General features: G+C 32.0%; 22 protein-coding genes. 10 read left to right on the top strand and 12 right to left on the bottom strand.

Going from position 1 to position 22698, the window contains the following annotated elements; genetic code table 11:
• Positions 1-2: 2 nt before the first annotated feature.
• The 6 genes from Q0820_RS09920 to Q0820_RS09895 are packed head-to-tail and all read left to right on the top strand — an operon-like array spanning position 3 to position 4654.
• The gene (locus Q0820_RS09920) at positions 3-440 is read left to right on the top strand and encodes a nuclear transport factor 2 family protein (RefSeq protein WP_298487453.1); all 438 of its coding nucleotides are present in this window, start codon (positions 3-5) and stop codon (positions 438-440) included.
• A 23-nt stretch (positions 441-463) separates the two neighbouring features.
• A complete protein-coding gene (locus Q0820_RS09915) occupies positions 464-1126 on the top strand; it encodes an isochorismatase family protein (protein WP_298487452.1) in 663 nt (220 codons plus the stop codon).
• A 2-nt stretch (positions 1127-1128) separates the two neighbouring features.
• Positions 1129-2079 (top strand): polysaccharide deacetylase family protein, encoded by a 951-nt coding sequence (locus Q0820_RS09910; protein ID WP_298487450.1) that lies wholly within the window; start codon positions 1129-1131, stop codon positions 2077-2079.
• A complete protein-coding gene (locus Q0820_RS09905; RefSeq protein ID WP_298487448.1) occupies positions 2066-2986 on the top strand; it encodes a polysaccharide deacetylase family protein in 921 nt (306 codons plus the stop codon). The genes Q0820_RS09910 and Q0820_RS09905 overlap by 14 nt, the downstream gene beginning before the upstream one ends.
• 8 nt (positions 2987-2994) lie before the next feature.
• On the top strand, positions 2995-3897 hold the full coding sequence (locus tag Q0820_RS09900) for a bile acid:sodium symporter family protein (protein WP_298487446.1): 903 nt from the start codon (positions 2995-2997) through the stop codon (positions 3895-3897).
• Positions 3881-4654, top strand: coding sequence for an SDR family oxidoreductase (locus Q0820_RS09895; RefSeq protein ID WP_298487445.1), 774 nt, complete (start codon positions 3881-3883; stop codon positions 4652-4654). The genes Q0820_RS09900 and Q0820_RS09895 overlap by 17 nt, the downstream gene beginning before the upstream one ends.
• Positions 4655-4659: 5 nt before the next feature.
• Here Q0820_RS09895 and Q0820_RS09890 read toward each other — a convergent pair whose 3' ends face one another.
• Genes Q0820_RS09890 through Q0820_RS09880 form a run of 3 tightly spaced genes read right to left on the bottom strand, consistent with a single transcriptional unit; the run spans position 4660 to position 7194 of the window.
• Positions 4660-5403 carry an SDR family NAD(P)-dependent oxidoreductase gene (locus Q0820_RS09890; protein WP_298487443.1) on the bottom strand — a complete coding sequence of 248 codons (744 nt, stop codon included), beginning with the start codon at positions 5401-5403 and terminating at the stop codon, positions 4660-4662.
• Positions 5403-6152: a hypothetical protein gene (locus tag Q0820_RS09885; RefSeq protein ID WP_298487441.1), complete on the bottom strand. Its 750-nt coding sequence runs from the start codon at positions 6150-6152 to the stop codon at positions 5403-5405. The genes Q0820_RS09890 and Q0820_RS09885 overlap by 1 nt, the downstream gene beginning before the upstream one ends.
• A gap of 4 nt (positions 6153-6156) precedes the next feature.
• A complete protein-coding gene (locus tag Q0820_RS09880) occupies positions 6157-7194 on the bottom strand; it encodes an alpha/beta hydrolase (RefSeq protein WP_298487439.1) in 1038 nt (345 codons plus the stop codon).
• Between the two features lie 131 nt (positions 7195-7325).
• On the opposite strand from Q0820_RS09880, the gene Q0820_RS09875 reads away from it, so the two are divergent.
• From Q0820_RS09875 to Q0820_RS09860, 4 genes are all read left to right on the top strand, one after another.
• Positions 7326-8351, top strand: a complete 1026-nt coding sequence (locus Q0820_RS09875) for an NADP-dependent oxidoreductase (RefSeq protein WP_298487437.1) — start codon at positions 7326-7328, stop codon at positions 8349-8351.
• A gap of 9 nt (positions 8352-8360) precedes the next feature.
• Entirely contained in the window at positions 8361-9473 is a 1113-nt protein-coding gene (locus tag Q0820_RS09870; RefSeq protein ID WP_298487435.1) for a hypothetical protein, read from the top strand.
• Between the two features lie 106 nt (positions 9474-9579).
• Positions 9580-10593, top strand: coding sequence for a nitrilase-related carbon-nitrogen hydrolase (locus Q0820_RS09865; protein ID WP_298487433.1), 1014 nt, complete (start codon positions 9580-9582; stop codon positions 10591-10593).
• 52 nt (positions 10594-10645) lie between these two features.
• On the top strand, positions 10646-11164 hold the full coding sequence (locus Q0820_RS09860; protein ID WP_298487431.1) for a MarR family transcriptional regulator: 519 nt from the start codon (positions 10646-10648) through the stop codon (positions 11162-11164).
• 8 nt (positions 11165-11172) lie between these two features.
• On the opposite strand, the gene scpA is transcribed toward Q0820_RS09860, so the two are convergent.
• The 9 genes from scpA to Q0820_RS09815 form a co-directional block, all read right to left on the bottom strand.
• Positions 11173-13338: a methylmalonyl-CoA mutase gene (gene scpA, locus Q0820_RS09855; protein ID WP_298487429.1), complete on the bottom strand. Its 2166-nt coding sequence runs from the start codon at positions 13336-13338 to the stop codon at positions 11173-11175.
• Positions 13331-14707 carry a methylmalonyl-CoA mutase subunit beta gene (locus tag Q0820_RS09850; RefSeq protein ID WP_298487427.1) on the bottom strand — a complete coding sequence of 459 codons (1377 nt, stop codon included), beginning with the start codon at positions 14705-14707 and terminating at the stop codon, positions 13331-13333. The genes scpA and Q0820_RS09850 overlap by 8 nt, the downstream gene beginning before the upstream one ends.
• A 104-nt stretch (positions 14708-14811) precedes the next feature.
• The gene (locus Q0820_RS09845; RefSeq protein ID WP_298487425.1) at positions 14812-16353 is read right to left on the bottom strand and encodes an acyl-CoA carboxylase subunit beta; all 1542 of its coding nucleotides are present in this window, start codon (positions 16351-16353) and stop codon (positions 14812-14814) included.
• Positions 16354-16382: 29 nt separating this feature from the next.
• Positions 16383-17855 (bottom strand): acetyl-CoA carboxylase biotin carboxylase subunit, encoded by a 1473-nt coding sequence (gene accC, locus Q0820_RS09840; RefSeq protein WP_298487424.1) that lies wholly within the window; start codon positions 17853-17855, stop codon positions 16383-16385.
• A gap of 9 nt (positions 17856-17864) precedes the next feature.
• Positions 17865-18344 carry an acetyl-CoA carboxylase biotin carboxyl carrier protein subunit gene (locus Q0820_RS09835; RefSeq protein ID WP_298487422.1) on the bottom strand — a complete coding sequence of 160 codons (480 nt, stop codon included), beginning with the start codon at positions 18342-18344 and terminating at the stop codon, positions 17865-17867.
• 157 nt (positions 18345-18501) lie between these two features.
• Positions 18502-19551: an N-acetylmuramoyl-L-alanine amidase gene (locus Q0820_RS09830; RefSeq protein WP_298487420.1), complete on the bottom strand. Its 1050-nt coding sequence runs from the start codon at positions 19549-19551 to the stop codon at positions 18502-18504.
• Positions 19552-19664: 113 nt separating this feature from the next.
• Complete coding sequence (locus Q0820_RS09825) at positions 19665-20933, bottom strand: POTRA domain-containing protein (RefSeq protein WP_298487418.1); 1269 nt, start codon at positions 20931-20933, stop codon at positions 19665-19667.
• A gap of 3 nt (positions 20934-20936) precedes the next feature.
• Positions 20937-21665: a hypothetical protein gene (locus tag Q0820_RS09820; RefSeq protein WP_298487416.1), complete on the bottom strand. Its 729-nt coding sequence runs from the start codon at positions 21663-21665 to the stop codon at positions 20937-20939.
• Position 21666: 1 nt separating this feature from the next.
• Positions 21667-22665 (bottom strand): glycoside hydrolase, encoded by a 999-nt coding sequence (locus Q0820_RS09815; protein WP_298487414.1) that lies wholly within the window; start codon positions 22663-22665, stop codon positions 21667-21669.
• Positions 22666-22698: the final 33 nt, after the last annotated feature.

Here is a 22698-nt window from a genome sequence, read left to right as displayed (position 1 = left end):
TTATGAAATTAGTAGCTACCATATTTTGTACGTTATTTATTTACATGGGTTGTATTTCTCAAGAAATAAGTACTGCTGAAAAAGAACAAATATTACTTCAGATTACGAATTTAAAAACCGCACATCTAAATAGCGATGCAGTCTTGGCAGATAAAATATACCATGATAATCTTATTCTTACTTCACAAAGTGGAAAAAAATATAGTAAAAAAGAAGCCTTAGCTAATATTAAGAACGCTTTTGAAAGTTATGAGAATTCGGATATTTCCTTTTTAAATATTGATACTAATGTAATTCTAACAAATTATAGTAACAAACGAAAGTTTAAAGGGCTTGATGAAGGGGAATATAGACTTACTGTAGTATGGAAAAAACAAGAAACTAATTGGGTTATAATTTCTATGCAATCCTCAAAAATTAAGAAGAAAAATAAAAGGTAAAAACCTATTAAAAAAATAACAATATGCAGACTACAAATAAAACCGCAAAAGAACTTTATTTTGAAGTAAAGGCCAACCCTGCTCGTAAACGTTTTGGATTTGGAAAAAAAGCTGCCCTGGTTAATATAGATATTCAAAAAGCATACACAAGAACAGACCTTTTTAAAACAGCCTATGAAGCGGATCCCAAACAATTAGATTACGTAAACGAGCTTGCTGCAAAATTCAGAAAATTAGGATGGCCAGTAGTCTGGACCAATGTTGCTTATATGGATACTGCTGCAGATGCTGGTATCTGGGGAACCCGAACCGACACTCCAGATAGTTTACAAAACATAAAATTTGGTTCCGAACGTTCGGAATTAGATGATCGTTTAATTTTAGATAGGAGCACCGATGTTTTTTATGAAAAGAAAATGCCTTCTCCTTTTTTTGAAACTCCATTACAATCCCTTTTAGTATGGCATCAGGTAGATACTATTATTCTTACTGGTGGCTCTACTTCTGGCTGTATTAGAGCTGCAGGAGTAGATTCTCTTTCTAGAGGATATAGAACTATAATTCCTGAAGAATGCGTTGCAGATAAACATGAGAGTTACCATTATGCAAATCTTACAGATTTATCTTTAAAATATTGTGACGTACTTGAAGTGGATGAAGTTTTTACATGGCTAAATAGTATATAATTATGAAGGAAGACCCAGGATATTACGATTATTGGCCTTATGAAAACAGACCAAAAATAAAATGGCCAAATGGCGCTAAAGTTGCTTTTTGGGTAGCTCCAAATATTGAATTTTATGAGCTTAACCCGCCAGATAATCCGTTTAGGAAACCTTGGCCGCAACCTAGTCCTGCTTTACCTGGTTATACCAGTAGAGATTGGGGTAATAGAGTTGGCCATATTCGCCAGATGAAGCTTTTAGAAAAATACGGTATTCGTGGTTCTATTTCTTTATCTACTGCTTTATGTGACCATCATCCTGAAATAATAGAATTGTGTAAAGAACGTAATTGGGAATTTTTTAGCCATGGTATTTATAATACACGCTATACCTACGGGATGTCTGAAACTCAGGAAAGAGAAATGATTAAAGATTCTATAGAAACTATATATAAACATACAGGGCAAAAATGTGCAGGATATTTAGCTCCCGCACTTTCACATTCCGAAAACACCTTAGATTTATTCGCAGAAGTTGGTACAGAACTTTTTGGAGATGAAGCAGGGTTCTATTCTTGTGATTTGTTTCACGATGACCAACCAACTCCCATTAATTTAAGAAGTGGGAAACGTTTTGCTTCTATTCCGTATTCTTTAGAAATGAATGATACAATAGCATATTTAGTGCAAAAAATAACTCCTCGTAGATACGGACAAGAACTTAAAGATAATTTTGACCGCCTTTATGCAGAAGGAGCCGAAAGTGGAACCATTATGTGTATTCCTACCCACAATTACCAGGTAACCAATGCGCATAGAATAAAAGCTTATGAAGAGGCTTTAGAATATATTACAGGACATTCTGATGTTTGGATAACAACAGGGAAAGAAATAGCTTCTTACTATTTAGACAATTATTATGATGCCTCTTTGGAAGACATTCATCAAAAAAACAAGAAATATGGCACTAAATAAAACCTACCTAGAGTATCCGGAACGCTCGTATGGCATGGATCACGACCGTTATGATTGGGATATGCTTAGTAACAGAAAACCTATTACTTGGCCTAATGGTAAAAAAATAGCTCTTTGGGTAAATGTTGGTGTTCAATTTTTTCCATTAAATCAAAAAGGAATACCATTTAAAGTTCCTGGTGGTATGACAAAGCCTTATCCCGATTTAAGACACTACAGCTTACGAGATTATGGTAACAGAATTGGAATTTATCGCTTTTTAAAAGCATTAGACAAATATAACATTACTCCTACTTTTGCTATGAACACTAGATTGGCAGAACGTCTACCCTATCTAACAGGAACATTAAAAGATAGAGGTAATGAAATTTTATGTCATGGTTATGACATGGACAAATTACATTATGGAGGGCAAAACATAAAGGAGGAAGAAGAACTTGTAAAACGTTCTTTAGATAGTTTACGAAAACTTACTGGTCAAGAAATTAATGGTTGGGTTAGTCCTGCAAAAAATGAATCGGAAAACACCCCAGATATATTAGCAGAAAATGGCATTACTTATTTTTGCGATTGGGTAAATGATGAAATGCCATACAATTTTAAAACAAAAAATGGTATCTTAACAGCTATGCCATTGACTACAGAATTAGATGATCATTTTATTATTTTAAACAATCTTCATTCCGCTGAAGATTGGAAACATCAAGTAATAGATGCTTTTCATTTTCTGTTACAAGAAACGGAAACGCAAGGAGGAAGAATTTTAAGTATAAATATTCATCCATGGGTACTAGGGCAACCGCATAGAATAAAATATTTAGAAAAAATTTTAGAGTATCTTGGTAGTCATGAAGCAGTTTGGTCTGCTTCATCTAATACTATTTTAAACGCTTGGAAAAATAATTAAAAAACTAAATGACAGAGCAAATTTTAACATACATACCTGTCATTCTTCAAACTATTTTATTTCTAGTTATGTTAGGAATGGGACTTACACTAACCGCTAAAGATTTTAAACGTGTTGGTACAGCTCCAAAAGCCATTTTTATTGGTTTATTTAATCAAATTGTTATGGTTCCTATAATAGCATTCACCATTATTTCTATTATCCCTATGCAACCTATGATTGCAATGGGGTTAATGGTTGTAGCCTCTTGTCCTGGCGGCGCTGTTTCTAATTTATTTTCGCACTTAGCTAAAGGAGACACAGCCTTATCTATAAGCTTAACTGCTATTACAAGTTTAGTTACCATTGTTACAATTCCTTTTATTATAAACTTTTCGTTAGATACTATTTTAGGGGCAGCCTCTAAAAACATACAATTACCAATTGGACCAACAATTCTAAATATTTTTAAATTAACTGCGCTACCAGTACTTATTGGTATGTACATTAATAATAAATTTCCAGATTTCTCAGAAAAAAGCAAACCCGTAATTTCTTGGGGTTCTGGAATAGTAATTGTTTTAGCTCTAGTACTAATGGTTATGAAACTTGAAGAAATTGGCGATAGTTGGTTTTTTATTAAAGCTTCTTTTTTAGGGGTTATTTTACTTAATATTATAACTTTATCTGTTGGTTTTTTTAGCGCTAAAGCCTTAAAGGTATCTACCAAACAAGCCGCTACTATTGCTATAGAGACTGGTATGCAAAATAATGTTCTAGGAATGACAATTGCACTTTCTGCAGGATTATTAAACGAACCAAAGATGGCCGCTACAGCAGGTGTTTATGGTGTAGTAATGTGTATAATTGCTGTGGGAGTAATTTTCTTTTTCAAAAAAATAATAAATAAACAAAATGAACTTACATCTTAACAATAAACTGTTTTTAGTTGGTGGTGCAACAAGCGGTTTTGGTAAAGCAATTACAGAACAATTAATTTCTGAGAACGCTAAAGTTATTGCAGTTGCCCGTACTATTGAAAAACTAAAAGAACTTCAAAAATTAAGTGATAACATAGAAATAATTGCTGGCGATTTATCGGATGAAAAAGTTTTGGATACTATCTTAAATACTATAGGAAATAGAGTTTTAACAGGAGCAGTTATTAACTCTGGCGGACCACCGGCAATGCCTGTTTTGGAAACAAAATTAACAGATTGGGATGATGCTTACAAAACTGTAGTACGTTGGAAAATTGGGTTAACACAAGCCCTACTACCTAAAATGATGGAGCAACAATATGGGCGTTTACTTTACATAGAAAGTGTCTCTGTAAAACAGCCTATAGAAAATTTAGTACTTAGCAACGCCATGCGATTAGCTGTAGTGGGTTATGTAAAAACACTTTCTCAAGAAATAGGAACTTCTGGGGTTACCTTAAACATTCTTGGCCCTGGATTTCATGCTACACAACGCATGGAAAATTTATTTAAGAAAAATAGTGAACTTAAAGGAATTCCGGAATCTGAGGTTAGAGCTTCTGTAGCTAAACAAGCTGCAATGGAAAAAATAGGAAAGCCAGAAGATTTTGCATCTTTAGCACTTTGGCTATTATCGCCACATAGTAGTTATATCTCTGGACAAACTATTTCTGTAGATGGTGGTTTGGTAAAAGGAACCATGGGATAAACTTATTAATGCATTCCCGCACCGCCATTAACATGCAAACATTGCCCTGTTATATGTACTGCACCATCACTTAATAAAAATAGGATAACAGAACTAATTTCTTCTGATTTACCTACATTTCCTAAAGGGACTATCTTTTTATATTGCTCTTTGTTAAAACGCGTAGTACCATCTTCTTTATAAATAAAATTAGTGTCTACTGCTCCTGGAGCAAGAGTGTTTACTCTAATTTCTGGCGCAACTTCTGCAGCTAAAGTTTTGCTAAAAGCTATAACAGATGCTTTTCCTGCAGTATAAGGGCCATAGTTTTTTTGCCCTATAAAGGCTAAACCAGAAGACATGTTTACAATAGAAGAATTGGTGTTTTTTCTTAATAAAGGTAAAAATGCTTTACAAGAATTAAAACAACTTTTAAAACTAATATCATAGGTGTGGTTCCATTCTTCTTGACTTATTTCTTCTATAGATTTAAAATGCGTAATAGCTCCAGATAAATTTACTAAGCCAATAATTTCATCTGTCTTATTTTTTACAAAACTCACTAACTGTTTAACAGATTCTGTATCTAACGGATTTGTTTTTAAATAGAAGTAACCTTCTTTATTTGTTATTTTAGATTTGTCCTGTATATCTGCACCAATTACTATTGCTCCGGTTTCTAATAGTTGTTGTACTAAAGCTACTCCTATTCCGCTATTACTGCCAATAACAACTATATGATTTCCTTTAGACTTATAAATAGCATTCATTATTCTTCTTTTTTTCTCCAGGTATTCTGATTAACTAAACCTGGCTCAATAAATGTCCAGCCAGAAATAACTTTCCTTAAATTTATTCCTATTCTTTTTGCATCTGGGTTTACCCAAGTATAGCTAATAGAAGTGCTATTAATACCCACCTTATTTAAGGGCATGTCATAAACAGCAAGCTTCATGATTTCTAATTTTTTACCATAAATTAATTGCGTTAATTCTACGGTATAATCTACACCATCAATAGCTAACTCTGCCATACCTCCTTGATCATGAATTTCAAGATTTCCTTGATGATGTACATTATCTTCTGTTATAGGATATTCTATCCAACCAGAAAATTTTCTTACTCTAATAAACTTATAGGCATCTTTGTTTTTAAAATGATTTTCTCCTTTTATAAAAAGAGTATCTCCCCTTAGTTTAACATTATTATTTTTTAGGTCTTCTATTGAGAAATGTAGATTTTCTATAAAATTTTCTCCGTTTCTACCCTCTCTTACTTCTATTAAAAAAGTTCCCTTCTTTTCTTTTTTTATTTTTAATGATAAATGCCTGTGTAAATCATCCGTTTTAATACCATGAATTTCTTCTTCTGTATTTTCTTGCCAGTATTGTTGAAAATTATCCCACTCTCCTTCTATTAAAGAAAGGTCACTGGATATTTCTTCATTATTTTTACTAAAACTTTCTGCACTAAAAAAAACAGGAAAATTTATTCCTAGAAATTTAAATATAGATTTCATATTACTAATTTTTACTTTTTGAAAACCATTCAATCATTAAATCTTGTAATTCTACAGCATTAAGTTCTGGGTTATAGCGTTTAAGTAATTCCCACGCTTCTATAAAATGAGAGCCGTTTTCTAAAACCTTTGGCAAAGTCTTTTTAGGCGTAACTCCTTTAGCTTTAGCTTCTTTTTTGGGTTCTATATTTAATGCTTCAGGAAGACTATAACTTACGAGCCTTTTTGTTTTATTACGCAGTTGCTTTATCATTTCTAAATTTCTTTCTACATGGCTTTCAGGTATTGAAACTGTTTCTACACAACTTGGAAATTTAAAACTTAGCAAATCATCTATATAAGGCTTAATGATACTTCCTTTCCATCTAAAAATAGTAGTAGGCACTTTAAGTTCTTGCACATATTCTGCTTTTTCATGTTTAAAAGCAGTTTCATATGCTACATAATAATCTTTTCCTGCCTTAAAAAAATCTAATGCTATACCATGCAAAGCTTCTTTGGGTAATTGTGGTCTATGTAATGCATATTCTTCTTCATTAAAACACCAAGGAAAATACTGAAACATTTTATTTGTAATTTCCCAAACTTTTCTAATATGACTACCACTTAATTCTGGAGTTAAATCTGGAAAATAATGTTTTAATATTCTTGCTCTTAAAGCATCATTAAAATGAGCTGCATTATCTAAAAAAATATGAGACACTTCATTAGGATAGTCTAAAGCATATCTTATTGCTATTTGAGCTCCCGTTGCAGAACCATATAAAACTGGTTGTTCCATATTAAGTTTATTAAAAAACGCATGAAATACCGCAGTATAATTTGTTAAATCAATAGGCTTATTAGGTAATGCATCAGACTTACCATAACCTGGGGTATCTACACAAATAACGGTATAATCTAAAGCTAACTCTTTAGCCAAAGGCAGTAGCAACTCTCCAGAATGAGGAGATGGATGAAACATTACTAAAGCAGGGCCTGCACCCAAAATGTAAAAATGGATGTTTTTATTGTCTATTGTAACTTTCCTTCTCCTTATCAAAACAAATGTAATATTTAAAATTTTAGTTAATATAGTTAATTATTTACAATGTTAACTATTTTTTTGTATTTTTAGATAAAATTGAAGCACATTTAACATGCTTCTATAAAAATGAAGTATAAAACCTACGTATGCTTTTACAAATACCAGATGAAATGAAAAACACAAAGGTAATTTTAGCTAATAGACCAAAAAGAGAAATAGAAGATAGTAATTTTGACGTTATAATTGAAGAACTAAATGAAATTAAGGACGGAGAAATCTTAATTAAAATACATGATATTTCTTTAGACCCAGCCATTAGAGGTTGGATGAACGAGGGAACAACCTACATTAAAGGAATAGAAATTGGAGCTGTTGTTAGAACATTTTCTGCAGGACAAGTAATACAATCTAAAAACTCCAAATTTAAAGAAGGTAGCTATCTATCTGGATTATTAGGCGCACAAAATTATTGTATTTCTAATGGAGAAGGACTTACTCCTTTAGATATATCTAACAGTAAAATTTCTCATCACTTAGGAATTTTAGGAATGCCGGGAATGACCGCCTATTTTGGACTTCTAAAAAGAGGAGAACCAGTTTCTGGAGATATAGTATATATTTCTGGTGCAGCAGGTATAGTGGGTTCTACTGTAGGGCAAATTGCAAAAATAAAAGGTTGCACTGTTATTGGCTCTGCAGGTAGTGATGCAAAATGCAAATTCCTAATAGAAGAATGTGGATTTGATTATGCCATTAATTACAAAACAGAAGATATTGACCAACAATTAAAAAAGTTTGCTCCTAACGGTATTCACATATTTTTTGATAATGTTGGCGGTCCTACCTTAGATATTGCTCTTTTAAACTTAGCTCGTGGTGCACGTGTTGTTATCTGTGGCGCTATTTCACAATATAATGATATGGCAAATATTCACGGCCCTAAAAATTATATGAAAATAGTATCTGCAAGAGGCAAAATGAACGGCATTATTGTTTTTGATTATGTTGAGCAATGGCCTGCTGCAGTAAAAGAAATTGCGGAATGGATTAATGACGGTAAAATTAAAGTAAAAGAGCATACCATTTTTGGGCTAGAAAACTTTTCATCTGCTTTGAAAATGTTATATACAGGAGAAAATTTTGGAAAACTTATACTTAACATTGGTTCTTAAAACTGTACTATGTTTTTAAGAAAATACACTTTACTATTAACTATACATTTTATGACAACAAAAGCTGTAACACAAAAACTGCCAGACACTGGCATTAGTGGATTATATGAAGTAATGATTGGTGTAAGTAATGCGGAATATGCAAAAAAATACTTTGGAGACTTTGGTTTTAAAGTAATAGATAGTTCTTCTATTACTGCAAAAAAAGCTAAAACACTTTATGGTGTAGACTCTAAACTTACCTCATACCGTTTACAAAATGGTACCATAGATAGCCATGGCTTGTTACGTATATTAGAATGGGAAAAACCACTTGGAGAAGGTATTGGTTATGCTCCTGTAGAAACTATTGGTTCAAGAATAGCTGTTATGCGCACCAATGATATTTTTAGATTATTTGATATATACCAAACTGCAAGAGAAGATGGTAAGAAACCATGGCTACCTACAGAGCCTATTGCAGATGACCTTTTTGGATTAAATACTGAAGAGAAAGATTTTTTTAATAGACCAATAATAGTCCGTGAAAATGCTGTTTATGGAGAGTTTTTTAATCATATTTTCTTTCAACGTTATGGGTACAAAATTCCAGGTTATGGTACTATTGAAGATGATACTGCTCTTAAAACAAGTGAATTTACACATCATGATTTTGTTATTAATGCCACATCTTTAGAACAAATGTCTTATTTATCTTCTGCTTTAGGACTACAGGCAGAAGAAGCGCCTGCTATAGATGGCGATTGGTTAAAAGGTCCTAAACGTGTTTTTCAAATGGAACCTGGCTATAGTCATTGGTACCAAGGATTTGTGTCTCCTAATAATATTTGTGGTAAAATGAAATTTTTTATTCCAAGAGGAGATAAAACCAATAAATCTGATAAACAAAAAGTAGGCGAAAAAGGAATTACACTTCATTCTTTTTATACCCCCAAACTAAAAATGGTTCATAAATTAGTTTTAGAACATAAACTAAACCCTACACAAATACTAAAGAATGAATTTGAAGAAAATGCTTTTGTTTTTAAAGATACTGCAGGTGTAAGCTGGCAAATTATTGAAAAAACAGAACCAACAAAAAATACCCCAATTCAAGAATTAGAGTTTAAACTTACTAATTAATAACTTTAATATCTTTTATCACAGAAAGAATGAATTTCTTACATAAAATAGTTAATAATGTTAACTATTTTATGTAACTTTAAGAAAATCATTAAAAAAATATCCATTGATAAAAAGATACAAAGCTTTAGCGCTACAAATAGAATGTGCAGCAATAAACTCTTGTAAAGACAAGGAATCTGCTCATGCATTAATGCAAAAAACATTAAATACTGTATTAGCACAAACTAGTGGTTCTAAAAAATTTATAGGCCCAGATTTAAAACTAGTTGTATTACCAGAATATTTTTTAACTAGCTTCCCTTTTGGAGAATCTATAAAAGAATGGCATAACAAAGCTTGTATAACTACAGATCATACTCTTTTTTCGCAAATGAAAGAGTTCTGTAAAAAAGAATCTATTTTTTTATCTGGTAATTTTTATGAATTGGATGAAAATTTTCCAGACTTATATTTCCAAAGTAGCTTTATTATAGATGATGAAGGAGAACTTATTTTAAAATATAGACGTTTAAATTCTATGTTTGCCCCCACACCTCATGATGTTCTGGATAAATATATAAAACTATATGGTGAAGAATCCTTGTTTCCTGTTGCAAATACAAAACTTGGAAAATTAGCCTGTATTGCATCTGAAGAAATATTATACCCAGAAATTGCACGCTGCTTAATGATGCGAGGAGCAGAAATATTTTTACATTCTTCTTCTGAAGCCGGCAGCCCTAATTTAACACATAAAGATATTGCAAAAAGAGCTCGTTCTATTGAAAATATGGCCTACACCGTTTCTGCAAACTCTGCAGGTATTTCTGGAATAGAATTCCCATTTGCAAGTACGGATGGATTATCTAAAATTGTACATTTTGAAGGACATGTACTTTCTGAAGCTGGCACGGGAGATAGTATGGTAGCAAACAGTTATATAGACATTAATGCATTAAGAGATTATCGTTCCAAAATATCCATGCAAAACTATATTGCAAGACAAAGATTTGAACTATACTCTTATTCTTATGCTACTTATAAACATTATCCTGCTAATTCTTTTGAAGATAAAATTCCTAATAAAGAATTATTTATACAAACCCAACTAAAAGTAGTTAACAAACTATATAATTAAGCATATAAATTATATATTTGCACGCCATTTTTATACATAAACTAAACACACCATGATTAATAAAAGCATTGAAGAATCTATTGTATTAAGTATTTTTGATTTAGCTAATCAACTTAAAAAGATTGGTGATGATGTCTATTTAAAAGTTGGTCTAACCACACAACAATGGCTTATATTATTGCACCTTTCAGGCAATCCTAATCTTCCTTTTTTCAAAAGAGAAAAACACGTTAAAGACCTTATGGCTAGCGAATTAGCAGAATCTTTAAATGTTTCTAGAGCAAATATAACGAATCTTATCAATGTACTTTTAGATAAGAAATTGATAAAACAGTTTGAAGATGGGCAAGACCGTAGAAAAAAACGTCTTAGATTAACTAAAAAAGGAATTGCTTTAATAGATAAAACGCAACCCTCAAGACTAGGTGTTATTCATTTCCTTACCGAAGGATTTTCTTCTGATGAAAAAGATTCTTTTCTTAGGTTTTTAGAACAATGCACTACTAAATTAGTTAATGAAGACGAAAAGATTAAATCTTTTCACAAACTTATTGATGCTGAAAAAGCCTAAAAACAGGCTTAATCGTTGTCTAATAAAATCTCTAATATTTGTATTGCGGCAGCACTTATTTTTGTCCCTGGTCCAAATACAGCTACGGCTCCAGCCTCTAATAAAAAAGGATAATCTTGTTTTGGTATAACGCCCCCAACAATTACCATTATATCTTCTCTTCCATATTTTTTTAGTTCCTTTATTACTGTAGGCACTAAAGTTTTATGCCCCGCTGCTAATGATGAAACTCCTAGTATGTGTACATCATTCTCTACCGCCTGCCTGGCAACTTCTTCTGGAGTCTGAAAAAGTGGTCCTATATCTACATCAAAACCAATATCTGCGTAACCAGTTGCAATTACTTTTGCTCCACGATCATGACCATCTTGTCCCATTTTGGCAATCATAATTCTTGGTCTACGGCCGTCTTGTTTTGCAAAAGCATCTGTCATTTTTTTGGCTTTCTCAAAACCATCATCATTTTTAATCTCTTTAGAATACACTCCAGATATTGCTTTTATTATTGCTTTATGACGCCCAAAAACTTTCTCTAAAGCGTCACTTATTTCTCCTAATGTAGCTCTTTCTCTTGCTGCATTTACAGCTAAAGCTAATAAATTAAATTCATCTTTATCTATAATCTTAGAAGGAGAATTCATTTTATAATCTGCCGCTTGGGTTAGTTTATCTAAAGCTTCTTTTACTTTTACAGAATTTCTCTTTCCTTTTATATTCTTTAAACGTTCTAATTGCTTACGGCGTACCTCAGCATTATCTACCTCTAAAATTTGGAGCTCCTCATCTTCTTCTAAAATATATTTATTTACTCCAACAATAACATCTTGCCCACTATCTATACGAGCTTGTTTTCTTGCAGCAGCTTCTTCTATCCTCATTTTAGGAATACCAGCTTCAATAGCTTTTGTCATTCCTCCAAGGCCTTCTACTTCTTCTAACAATTCCCATGCTTTTGCAACAAGGTCATTGGTTAAACTTTCTACATAATAACTACCTGCCCATGGATCTACAGTCTTCGTAATTTTGGTTTCTTCTTGTAAAAATATTTGTGTTTCTCTTGCTATTCTTGCCGAGAAGTCTGTAGGTAATGCTATAGCCTCATCTAAAGCATTGGTATGTAAGCTTTGTGTTCCTCCAAAAACAGCAGCTGCAGCCTCTATAGTTGTTCTTGCTACATTATTAAATGGATCTTGCTCTGTAAGACTCCATCCGCTAGTTTGGCAATGTGTACGTAATGCTAATGATTTTTTATTTGTTGGGTTAAATTGATTTACCAATTTTGCCCATAACATACGACCTGCACGCATTTTAGCAATTTCCATAAAATGGTTCATTCCTATTCCCCAGAAAAAAGAAAGTCTTGGTGCAAAATCGTCAATTTTCATGCCTGCAGCAAGTCCTGTTCTAATATACTCTAAACCATCTGCCAAAGTATAAGCCAACTCTATATCTGCAGTTGCTCCAGCTTCATGCATATGATATCCAGAGATACTAATGCTATTAAATTTAGGCATGTTTTTACTCGTATATTCAAAAATATCGGAAACAATTTGCATAGATGGTTTTGGTGGATATATATAGGTATTACGAACCATAAACTCCTTTAAAATATCATTTTGTATTGTTCCAGAAAGTAATTTAGCATCTACTCCTTGTTCTTCTGCTGCTACAATATAAAATGCCATAATTGGTAATACGGCACCATTCATGGTCATAGAAACCGACATCTTATCTAACGGTATACTATCAAACAAAATTTTCATATCCTCAACAGAATCTATTGCTACACCTGCCTTACCAACATCGCCAACTACTCTTTCATGATCGCTATCATAACCTCTATGGGTTGGCAAATCAAAAGCAACAGATAATCCTTTTTGACCACCTTTTAAATTTCGTTTATAAAAAGCATTACTTTCTTCTGCAGTAGAAAAACCTGCATATTGCCTTATTGTCCATGGGCGTTGCACATACATGGTTGCATAAGGCCCCCTAAGAAAAGGAGGTGTTCCTGCAACAAAATTTAAATGAGGAACCCCTTTAATTGCATCTTCCTCATATTGTTTTTTAATTGCAATACCTTCTGCAGTAGTATGTTTTTCTTCCTCTGTTATTGACACAGAACTTTTAGAACTTTCTTTTAAGGTTATATGTTGAAAATCTTTTCTACTCATCTTTTAAAATTTCTTGTTCTAGTTTTTCAGCTAACCTTCTCTCTACAATAGGCTCTACTTCTGTATTTTTTAAAATATCTGATGCAAATGGTACAAAATCTAAATTTTGCTTCATTTTATCCGTAAGATTTCTATACTTATTAGTACCAACAAGAACCTCTTCATTTGTATTAAATTTTTCTTGTTCCTTTAATGCGCTTTTGTATATTATCTTTTGAATTTCTCCTTTTTTCAAAGATTCTATAAAGCCGCCACCATTTTCTATTTCTTTAAATAGTTCTAATGCTTTTTCTGCTAACTGATTTGTAATACTTTCTATATAATAAGAACCATCTGCAGGGTTATTTACTTTATCTAAAGAGCTTTCTTCTTTTAATAACAAAAGTTGATTTAAAGCTATTCTCTCTCCAAAATCATTACTAGCATGAAAAATAGCGTCATAAGGCATATTAAATACTGTATTTGCCCCTCCTAAAACTGCAGACATACCCTCTGTTGTAGTTCTAAGCATATTTACATTATAGTCATACAATGTTTTATTACGCTTTGTAGGTTCTGTTATAATATGTATTTGAATTGTGGTATTATAAACCTCTTGTAATACATTACATAAGATGCGAAGTGCTCTAAGTTTTGCTATTTCAAAAAAATAATTGGTACCAATAGCTAATTTAAAAGTTATGGTTTTTATTTTCTCCAATTCTTTTCTTTCCTCAAAATAAGAAAAATACTCATTTACATGGGCTATAGATATTGCTAACTGCTCTACCATATTTGCTCCTGCATTTTGGTAAGATGCTGCATTAACCATTAACACATTTGGCACACCCAAATCTACAATTTCATCTAAAATTTTAAAATCGGTTTCTTTATTTGTAAACCAGTTTCCAGAGGTGCCAAGGTTACTTAGAATAGCAACATTAAAGAATATATTGTTCCTAGATTTACCTATAAAACTTAGTATATCTTTAATATAATTAGAGGATAAAAAAGAAAAATTAAAGTATATGGAAATCTTATCTAAATCGATTTCGTAGAGTAATAAACTTATATTTATTTCTTCGGATGTAATATAGAAACATAAATTTTCCGCGCCGCCATTTAAGGAAGATACTGCTTGTTTATTTGCACTAACAGCATCTATTACCGTAATGAACTGACCAATTTTCCAAGTTTTAGTTTGTAGTGACGTTAGCGTTTCTGAACCTTTTAAATCTTTATGGTAAAAAGGAGCTACTTGTATCCCTTCTGCAGATTGCCAAACTAAAGTTTCTTCAAAACTGGCTCCTTTTAAATTTTCCTCAATAATAGAAGTCCATTCCTTAGAAGATGTTTCTGAAAATTCTTTAAACATCGTTTTTGTATCCATTCTATTTTATTTACTCGATAATTGAGATTTAAATGCTCCGAGGATAGCCTCGAATTTTAAATTATTTTCCTATAAACGCAGTGTCTTTCCCCTAAGTTACTTACTTATAAAGGGATGTTTCCATGCTTCTTTTTAGGCAATGTAACACTTTTATTTTCTAACATTGCAAAAGCTTTTATAAGTTTTTTACGGGTGTCCTTAGGTAAAATAACCTCATCTATAAAACCTCTTTCTGCTGCACTATAAGGGTTTGCAAATTTATCTGCATACTCTTTTTCTTTTTCTATAAGTTTTGCTTCTGAATCTTCTGCAGAAGCTATTTCTTTTCTAAAAATAATTTCACTTGCGCCTTTTGCTCCCATCACAGCAATTTCTGCTCCTGGCCATGCATAATTCATATCGGCACCAATATGTTTAGAATTCATTACATCATAGGCACCACCATAAGCTTTACGAGTAATTACTGTAATTTTTGGTACCGTAGCTTCACTTAAAGCGTATAATAATTTTGCGCCGTTAGTAATAATCCCATTCCATTCTTGATCTGTTCCTGGCAAAAACCCTGGGACATCTACTAATACTAATAAAGGAATATTAAAACAATCGCAAAAACGTGTAAATCTTGCCGCTTTTTTAGATGCTTCTACATCTAAAACACCAGCTAAACTTATAGGCTGATTGGCAACAATACCAATACTTTTTCCTGCAATTCTAGCAAAACCAACTACAATATTTTCTGCGTAATCTTTATGTATTTCAAAAAAAGATTCTTCATCAATAATACCATTAATTACATGACGCATATCATAAGGCTGATTTGCATTTTCTGGCACTATTTCTTCTAAAACGTCTCTTATTTCTTCTCCTAATACATAAGGTAATTGTTCTGGAGTATCCTCACAATTTTGTGGCATATAACTAACCAATTGCTTTATTTGGTTTATACATGCAATATCATTAGCAGCAGTTAAATGGGTAACCCCAGATTTGGTAGCGTGTGTACTAGCTCCTCCTAATTCTTCTGATGTTACTTCTTCATTTGTTACTGTTTTTACCACATTGGGTCCAGTAACAAACATATAACTAGAGTTTTCTACCATTAACGTAAAATCTGTCATTGCAGGAGAATAAACAGCACCACCTGCACAGGGTCCCATAATAGCAGAAATTTGAGGAATTACTCCCGATGCCATTACGTTTTTATGAAAAATATCGGCATATCCTCCTAAAGACCTAACTCCTTCTTGAATACGTGCCCCTCCACTATCATTTAAACCAATTAATGGCACCCCTATTTTCATAGCCATATCCATTACTTTGCATATTTTTTCGGCATGTGTTTCGGATAAAGCTCCTCCAAAAACAGTAAAATCTTGCGCAAAAACATATACCTGTCTACTATTAATTGTACCGTAACCTGTAACTACACCATCTCCGTAAAAAACCTGCTTATCCATACCAAAATCTTTAGTACGGTGCGTTACTAAAGCACCCATTTCTTCAAAAGAACCCTCATCTAATAAAAAATGAATACGCTCATGTGCCGTTAGTTTTCCTTTAGCATGCTGTTTTTTAATACGTTCTTGACCACCACCTAATTTAGATGCTTTTAATTTATCTTGTAATATTGTTTGATTGTCTTTCATTGTATGCTTTTTACCTTTCTTTAGAAAAACTAGATTCTATTTTTTTTCCAGTTAGATGCTAGTACTTTGCTTGTTTTAATCTTTTTTTGATTTTCTAGATATAACCACAAACCAACTTCGGCAGCTACTTCTCTCTCTTTAGAAAATTCTTTTTCTAAGCTTTCTGGGTTATAATATTTTTTTACAAAATGAGTATCAAAATCACCAGATTGAAAAGCTTCATGCTCGCACACAAATTTTCCAAAAGGTAAGGTGGTAGAAACCCCTTCTATCTTATACCCTTCTATTGCTTTAATCATTAACTGTATTGCTTCGTCTCTATTTTTACCATAAGTAATTAACTTAGATAACATTGGATCATAGTAAATAGGAACTGGCATGCCTTGCTCAAAACCATCATCTACACGAACACCTTCCCCTGTTGGTCTTATATATGTTTCTAAGGTTCCTATACTTGGCATAAAATTTTCTAATGGATCCTCTGCATACACTCTAATTTCTAAGGCATGGCCATTTATACTAAGGTCTTCTTGTTTAAACTCTAACTCTTGATTACGAGCCACTTTAATTTGTTGCTCTACCAAATCTAATCCTGAAATTAACTCTGTTACAGGATGCTCTACCTGTAACCTAGTATTCATTTCTAAGAAATAAAAATTCTTATCGCCATCTAAAAGAAACTCTACAGTACCTGCTCCAACATAATCACAAGCTTTTGCTACTTTTATAGCAGCTTCTCCCATTTCTTTTCTAATCTCAGGAGTTAATACTATAGATGGTGCTTCTTCTACTACTTTTTGGTGTCTACGTTGTACACTACATTCTCTTTCAAATAAATGCACAACATTTCCATGATTATCTGCTAATACTTGAATTTCTATATGCCTTGGTGAGGTTACATATTTTTCTATAAAAACGGCTCCGTCTCCAAAAGCAGCAACGGCTTCACTAATGGCTCTTTCCATTTGCTCTTGAAGCTCTTCTAGTGCTTCTACAACACGCATACCCTTACCACCGCCACCAGCAGATGCTTTTATTAGTATAGGAAAGCCTATTTGTTTTGCTATTTTCTTAGCTAAATCTATATCTGTAATGGCCTCTTCTATACCTGGAACCATTGGAATGTTATAATCCTTTACGGCTTCTTTTGCTGCTAATTTATTACCCATTACTTTTATAGCATGAGGTTTAGGACCAATAAAGGTTAGTCCGTTATCCTTTACCATTTGCGCAAAAACAGCATTTTCACTTAAAAACCCATATCCTGGGTGAATTCCTTGTGCTCCAGTAGTCTTCGCTGCATCAATAATTTTTTCCATTACTAAGTAAGACTCTGAGGATGGTGCCGCTCCTAAAAGAACTGCTTCATCTGCAAATTTTACATGAGGCGAATTACGGTCTACATCTGAATATACTGCAACGGTTTTAATACCCATTTTTTGGGCAGTTTTCATTATACGCAATGCTATTTCTCCACGGTTGGCTATTACTATTTTTTTCATCCTATTATATTATTCTACCTCAATTATTATTTGACCTTTATCTACAGCATCATCCTTTTTAACACCTATAGATGTTATAGTACCTTCTCCTTGCGATAAGATTATATTTTCCATTTTCATTGCGGATAGAATTAATAGCGGTGTGCCTTCTTCTATTTCTTGCCCTTCTTCTACAAGAATATCTATAATAAGACCTGGCATTGGTGCTTTTACATTATTTAATTTTTGAGAAGCATTAGAAAACAATCCCATCTCTTTAACCATTTGGTCATAACTATCTTCTATTTTAAGAACATGTGTGTTCCCATTTACGGCAATGGTTACTTCCTTTTCTAAAAAATTAGAACTAATTAACTCTACATTATAAGCTTTTGCATTTTTTAACACATGAAAATGAGTATCATTAATACTACTTACATCTATTTTTTCTACTGCCTGTTTATCAATTAAAATTTCTTCTTTATCAATAGTGATACGATAGTTGGCCATATTTTTTAGGTTTATTTTTTTACTTCTATCTTTTTATATAAAATGGAACTACAACAAAAATACTTAAAAATTAGTTAACTAAGTTAACTAATTTAATTTAGAGACACTAATTCTTTATTAAAAAGGTAATTTTTGCCTTCTTAAAAATTAATACTTATTATCTTTTTTGGAAATCTAAAATAGCCCCTTCACTTATCCATTTAGCAAGGGCTTGCCTGTTATCTGGTTCTAAAATTCTTTTTTGGTCTTTCTTATTTCTAATATTACCAATTTCTATAAAGGTCATTGCTGGCCATGTTTTTCTTACCAAATAAAGTTCTGTTCTATGCTCAAAAGTACCCGAGTAAGTTCTATTTGGCTGGTACTTTTTATATTTTTTCTGAAAAGTTTTATGAATATTTTCTGCTAAATTTTTACCACTTTTACTTTTTTCATGGTGGTAAAAGAAAACATCTATATTCTGACCTTTACTTCTACTATCTACATGTGTAACAATTAAACGCTGGTATTGTCCTTTGTGCTTTGCGTATAATTCATTTACAATATCTACACGCTGTTTTAATCTAGCAAGTTGGTTTAGAGGAATAACTTTATTTTGGTACGCAACCTCATCATGGTCTATTTTTAAAATACGCTTATCTCTTATTCCATCATTATTGTCTCTTATAATAATATAAACAAGTGCTCCATGCGAAATTAATTCTCTTGCCAACCTTAAAGTTATATCATAAGCATATTCATCTTCTGCAATAGGCTTTCCTGCATACGTAGCCATAGCTCCTGGGTCTGGCCCTCCATGACCTGCAACTAAATAAAAAACGGCATTTTTTAATTTGCTACTTTTAATGGGGACTTTTCTATACTTTTTTCCAAAAATACCATATCCTTTTCCTGCATTTGGCGCAACATTAGGTATTGCTTTTTGTGGCTCTTGTACTTTTACCTTTTCTTCTACATTAGGTATTTTATACGTACGCCCTTCGTATACATGAATACTATCTCTAATATTATCTATATTAAGTGCTACAAAAGCATCAAAAGTTTCATAAGGATTAACTCCTTTTTTTCGTAACAAGGCATAAATACCTTCTCCTTTTTCTGCAATAACAGTTTCTAAAGAATCTTTTTGAGCCATAACACTTAAAGAGAGGCATAGAAAAACAAGTGTTATAACGTTTTTAAAAAAAGAAAGAGAGATAAATTTCATATAAAAAAGGATTCAAAAATAATGCCTAACTTTTTAAAGTTCTGCATCAAAATTATATAACTTTTTTAAATGTGCTACAGGTTTTAAAAAAAGTAATTAAATTTTTATTCCTATTAAAAATACTGACCAATACCAAAGACTAAGCCTCTAGATGCATTTTTAGTAATACCGTAACCATAATCTATCCTAAAAATGGCATTAAAGATTTTTTTATGCATAAAGCGCAATCCTACTCCCGGGTATATTCTCAAGTTTTGGTCATCGCTAAAATCTCCAAAATCTCCTCCAGGGTTTCTCCAAGTACCACCATCTATAAATACATTACTCTGTAAAACAAACCAGTCTTTGTCTATTAAAGTATGCCTGTATTCTGAATTTATTATAACTGCTGCTGTACCACGATCTATAGTATTACCTACTCCTCGTATATTTATATTATTATCTACTGTAAATGGCGCAAAAGGAGTATTTACATTGGTTGCCAATCCTAAACGAACTCTACTAGCCCAATTTCCTTTTTCTTTAATTCTTTTGTAGAAAGCAAAATCATTAAAGCCTATTAAAAACTCTGGTAAATTTTCATTGGTACTACCAACGTATTGAAAATTAAGGTTACTCCTAAAACCAGATAAATATTGGTAATGATATTCTATATCTGAATAATTATAAATAAGCTTAAATAAATGTTTATCTACCTTTAACGCCTGTGGAACTGAGGCGTTTGTAGCTCCAGAAATATAATTATAATCTTCTGTAAACAAACTAAAACCAAGCTCTACTCTGTTTTTAAAGTTTATTTGATATAATCCTAAAAGCTCTGCTCCTTTATTGTTGTACTTATAATCTGCGGTATTGTTATCAAAAAAAACTGGTTCTTGTGTGGTTAAGTCTTTATAGCTAAATGCTAAACCAAATTTAGTACTAAACAAATAAGGCGCTCTAACATTAACTCCATAAGAATTAAAAATATCATATTGATAAAAACCTCCTAGGGTAACACCGCGACCAAATAAATTAAACTCTTGCAAACCAACTCTAAAAGCAAAATCATCATTAGAGGAACTAAACAAATTAGCAAACGGAATTAAAGTAATATTCTCTTCTAAATGATAATTTACCTCACAGGTATTATCTACATTTTTAGTTACTTTGAATGTTGCATTTGCAATAAATGCTAATCTTTTTAAATGTGCAATGTCTGATACTAATTGAACAGAGTCTAAAACTACACCTTCCTTTATTTTTATGAGATTCTTTACAAAAGAGGTCTTAGTTCTCTTTGCTCCTGTAATTTCTATTTTAGATATTGTAAAATTCTCTTCTTGAGCATTACCTATTGCTACCGCTAAAATTAATACTAGAACAAGAATACTTTTGTACATTTTTTAAAATTGTGTGGTAAAAGTTTTTTCTGAAAATAAATTTACCCAATTATCTTCACTCACACCCATTAATGTAAAGTTATAATTGGTATTGTTATTTAACTCTGGTGGATTATCTCTGGTTACATTTAAAATTACATTATCTAAATTATAATATACAAACTGCTTCTCATAGGTATAAGTACCAGACAAAAGATTATTTTGAGTGTTTGATATTACTTGAAAATAAATTTTAGTATCTAAAAAACTCCCATCTTCCCATATAAAATTAGGCATTTGGGTACTGGCATCTATAGTAACATTATCTACTAAATACTCTGTAGGTTTTGTAAATTGTTTTAACCTAATTGGGTTACACAAGTGCGTTTTATCTTCTTCATCAAACGTTACAATAACCCATTTTTCAGAATCAAAATCTACATCAAACTTCATTAAATAACCATTAAATACATTAGATAATGATGCATTAACTTTCTTATAATTTCTATAATTATTTTTATCAAAATCTTCTGTGGCTGTTGCGTAACATTGAATATTGGTAGCTCCAGGTCTAGGGTATAAAAATATGCTAACTTTAGATTCATTTTTGCCACTAGCTGCACAGGCAATTACATTATCTACAACAATATTTTTGCCGTCTATGTTGCTTTGTAATGTTTCTTTAGTTTCTTCTAAATCTTCAGAACAACTAACGAACAAAATACAGCATATAAAAAGAATATAATTTTTCATTTTAATTGTTCTTATAAAAACTCTTTATTATTTCTTCGGCTGGTTTGTTTTGGGGCGTAAACCTATTATCCTTTTTTCCTCCGCTACTTTCATGGTCTACAAACCATTTCCAAACATACCCGCCTGCAAACCATTTTTCTTCCCAAAACTCACTAAATATAGCCTCTTTTGCATTAGCTTGTGCTTTTAAATTAACAGCCTCATTAGTACGATCTACAGTCCATGGTTTTTTAGCATTATAATCTACACTTCTATACCCAAACTCCGTAAAAATTATAGGCTTATTATTTTCTTCAGAAATAACCCTCATTTTGCTTTTCCATGGTTGCCATCCTTCTTTCAACTCTTCCACAGATGGCGTTTTAGATTCTGACAATGGAAAATAAGCATCTATTCCTATAAAATCTAATTCTTTCCAAAAAGGAACTTTAGGGTATTCATCCCAATTAGCAGCATAGGTTAATTTCCCTTTGTAAATACTTCTAATTTTTATAATTAACTGCTTCCAATATTCTGGTCTGCGAACAACAAATTGCTCTAACTCTGTACCTATACATAGTAAATCTGTTTTACTTTCTTGAGCCAACTTAGCGTACGTAATTATAAATTTCTCATAAGATTTTTCTAAAGCAAGCCAATCTTCTTCTGTTTTCATTTTAAGAGTTCCTGTAAACTCTCCTCTTCTTATCCATATTTGAGGCTTAAGCATTACTTTTATCTTATTCTTATGTAAGATACTTATATATTGCTTTGCTCCATTTTTTGTTTCTCCAAACCATTGCCTTTCTGTATTAAAAAAAATTTCTGACGAGTTTATATCTCTAACAAAACCAAATGGCATTATTGCAGCATGATTTGCATTTACATTTAAAACACTATTTACATGTTCTTGTGTTACTTGCGCTCTAGAAGCTACAAAACTAACTCCGTTAATTTTTATGTTTTTTTGACTAGCACAAGAAAATTGTAACAACAAAAAAAGGAGTCCTAATTTTTTCATTTAAAGTAATTAAGACTCCTAAAATACAGTAAT

Source organism: uncultured Maribacter sp., assembly GCF_947495965.1.
Lineage (GTDB): Bacteria > Bacteroidota > Bacteroidia > Flavobacteriales > Flavobacteriaceae > Maribacter_B.
Note: the sequence above shows the minus strand (reverse complement) of the source record. Positions and strands in the feature narration are given on the sequence as shown.

Excerpts from the sequence above, each read along its gene's own strand:
- Q0820_RS09885 (WP_298487441.1), bottom strand. The coding sequence starts at position 6,152 with ATGAAATCTATATTTAAATTTCTAGGAATAAATTTTCCTGTTTTTTTT.
- Q0820_RS09830 (WP_298487420.1), bottom strand. The coding sequence starts at position 19,551 with ATGAAATTTATCTCTCTTTCTTTTTTTAAAAACGTTATAACACTTGTT.
- Q0820_RS09815 (WP_298487414.1), bottom strand. The coding sequence starts at position 22,665 with ATGAAAAAATTAGGACTCCTTTTTTTGTTGTTACAATTTTCTTGTGCT.
- Q0820_RS09820 (WP_298487416.1), bottom strand. The coding sequence starts at position 21,665 with ATGAAAAATTATATTCTTTTTATATGCTGTATTTTGTTCGTTAGTTGT.
- accC (WP_298487424.1), bottom strand. The coding sequence starts at position 17,855 with ATGAAAAAAATAGTAATAGCCAACCGTGGAGAAATAGCATTGCGTATA.
- Q0820_RS09845 (WP_298487425.1), bottom strand. The coding sequence starts at position 16,353 with ATGAAAGACAATCAAACAATATTACAAGATAAATTAAAAGCATCTAAA.
- Q0820_RS09910 (WP_298487450.1), top strand. The coding sequence starts at position 1,129 with ATGAAGGAAGACCCAGGATATTACGATTATTGGCCTTATGAAAACAGA.
- Q0820_RS09835 (WP_298487422.1), bottom strand. The coding sequence starts at position 18,344 with ATGGCCAACTATCGTATCACTATTGATAAAGAAGAAATTTTAATTGAT.
- Q0820_RS09915 (WP_298487452.1), top strand. The coding sequence starts at position 464 with ATGCAGACTACAAATAAAACCGCAAAAGAACTTTATTTTGAAGTAAAG.
- Q0820_RS09850 (WP_298487427.1), bottom strand. The coding sequence starts at position 14,707 with ATGGATACAAAAACGATGTTTAAAGAATTTTCAGAAACATCTTCTAAG.
- Q0820_RS09895 (WP_298487445.1), top strand. The coding sequence starts at position 3,881 with ATGAACTTACATCTTAACAATAAACTGTTTTTAGTTGGTGGTGCAACA.
- Q0820_RS09870 (WP_298487435.1), top strand. The coding sequence starts at position 8,361 with ATGTTTTTAAGAAAATACACTTTACTATTAACTATACATTTTATGACA.
- Q0820_RS09860 (WP_298487431.1), top strand. The coding sequence starts at position 10,646 with ATGATTAATAAAAGCATTGAAGAATCTATTGTATTAAGTATTTTTGAT.
- Q0820_RS09875 (WP_298487437.1), top strand. The coding sequence starts at position 7,326 with ATGCTTTTACAAATACCAGATGAAATGAAAAACACAAAGGTAATTTTA.
- scpA (WP_298487429.1), bottom strand. The coding sequence starts at position 13,338 with ATGAGTAGAAAAGATTTTCAACATATAACCTTAAAAGAAAGTTCTAAA.
- Q0820_RS09920 (WP_298487453.1), top strand. The coding sequence starts at position 3 with ATGAAATTAGTAGCTACCATATTTTGTACGTTATTTATTTACATGGGT.
- Q0820_RS09905 (WP_298487448.1), top strand. The coding sequence starts at position 2,066 with ATGGCACTAAATAAAACCTACCTAGAGTATCCGGAACGCTCGTATGGC.
- Q0820_RS09900 (WP_298487446.1), top strand. The coding sequence starts at position 2,995 with ATGACAGAGCAAATTTTAACATACATACCTGTCATTCTTCAAACTATT.
- Q0820_RS09890 (WP_298487443.1), bottom strand. The coding sequence starts at position 5,403 with ATGAATGCTATTTATAAGTCTAAAGGAAATCATATAGTTGTTATTGGC.
- Q0820_RS09825 (WP_298487418.1), bottom strand. The coding sequence starts at position 20,933 with ATGTACAAAAGTATTCTTGTTCTAGTATTAATTTTAGCGGTAGCAATA.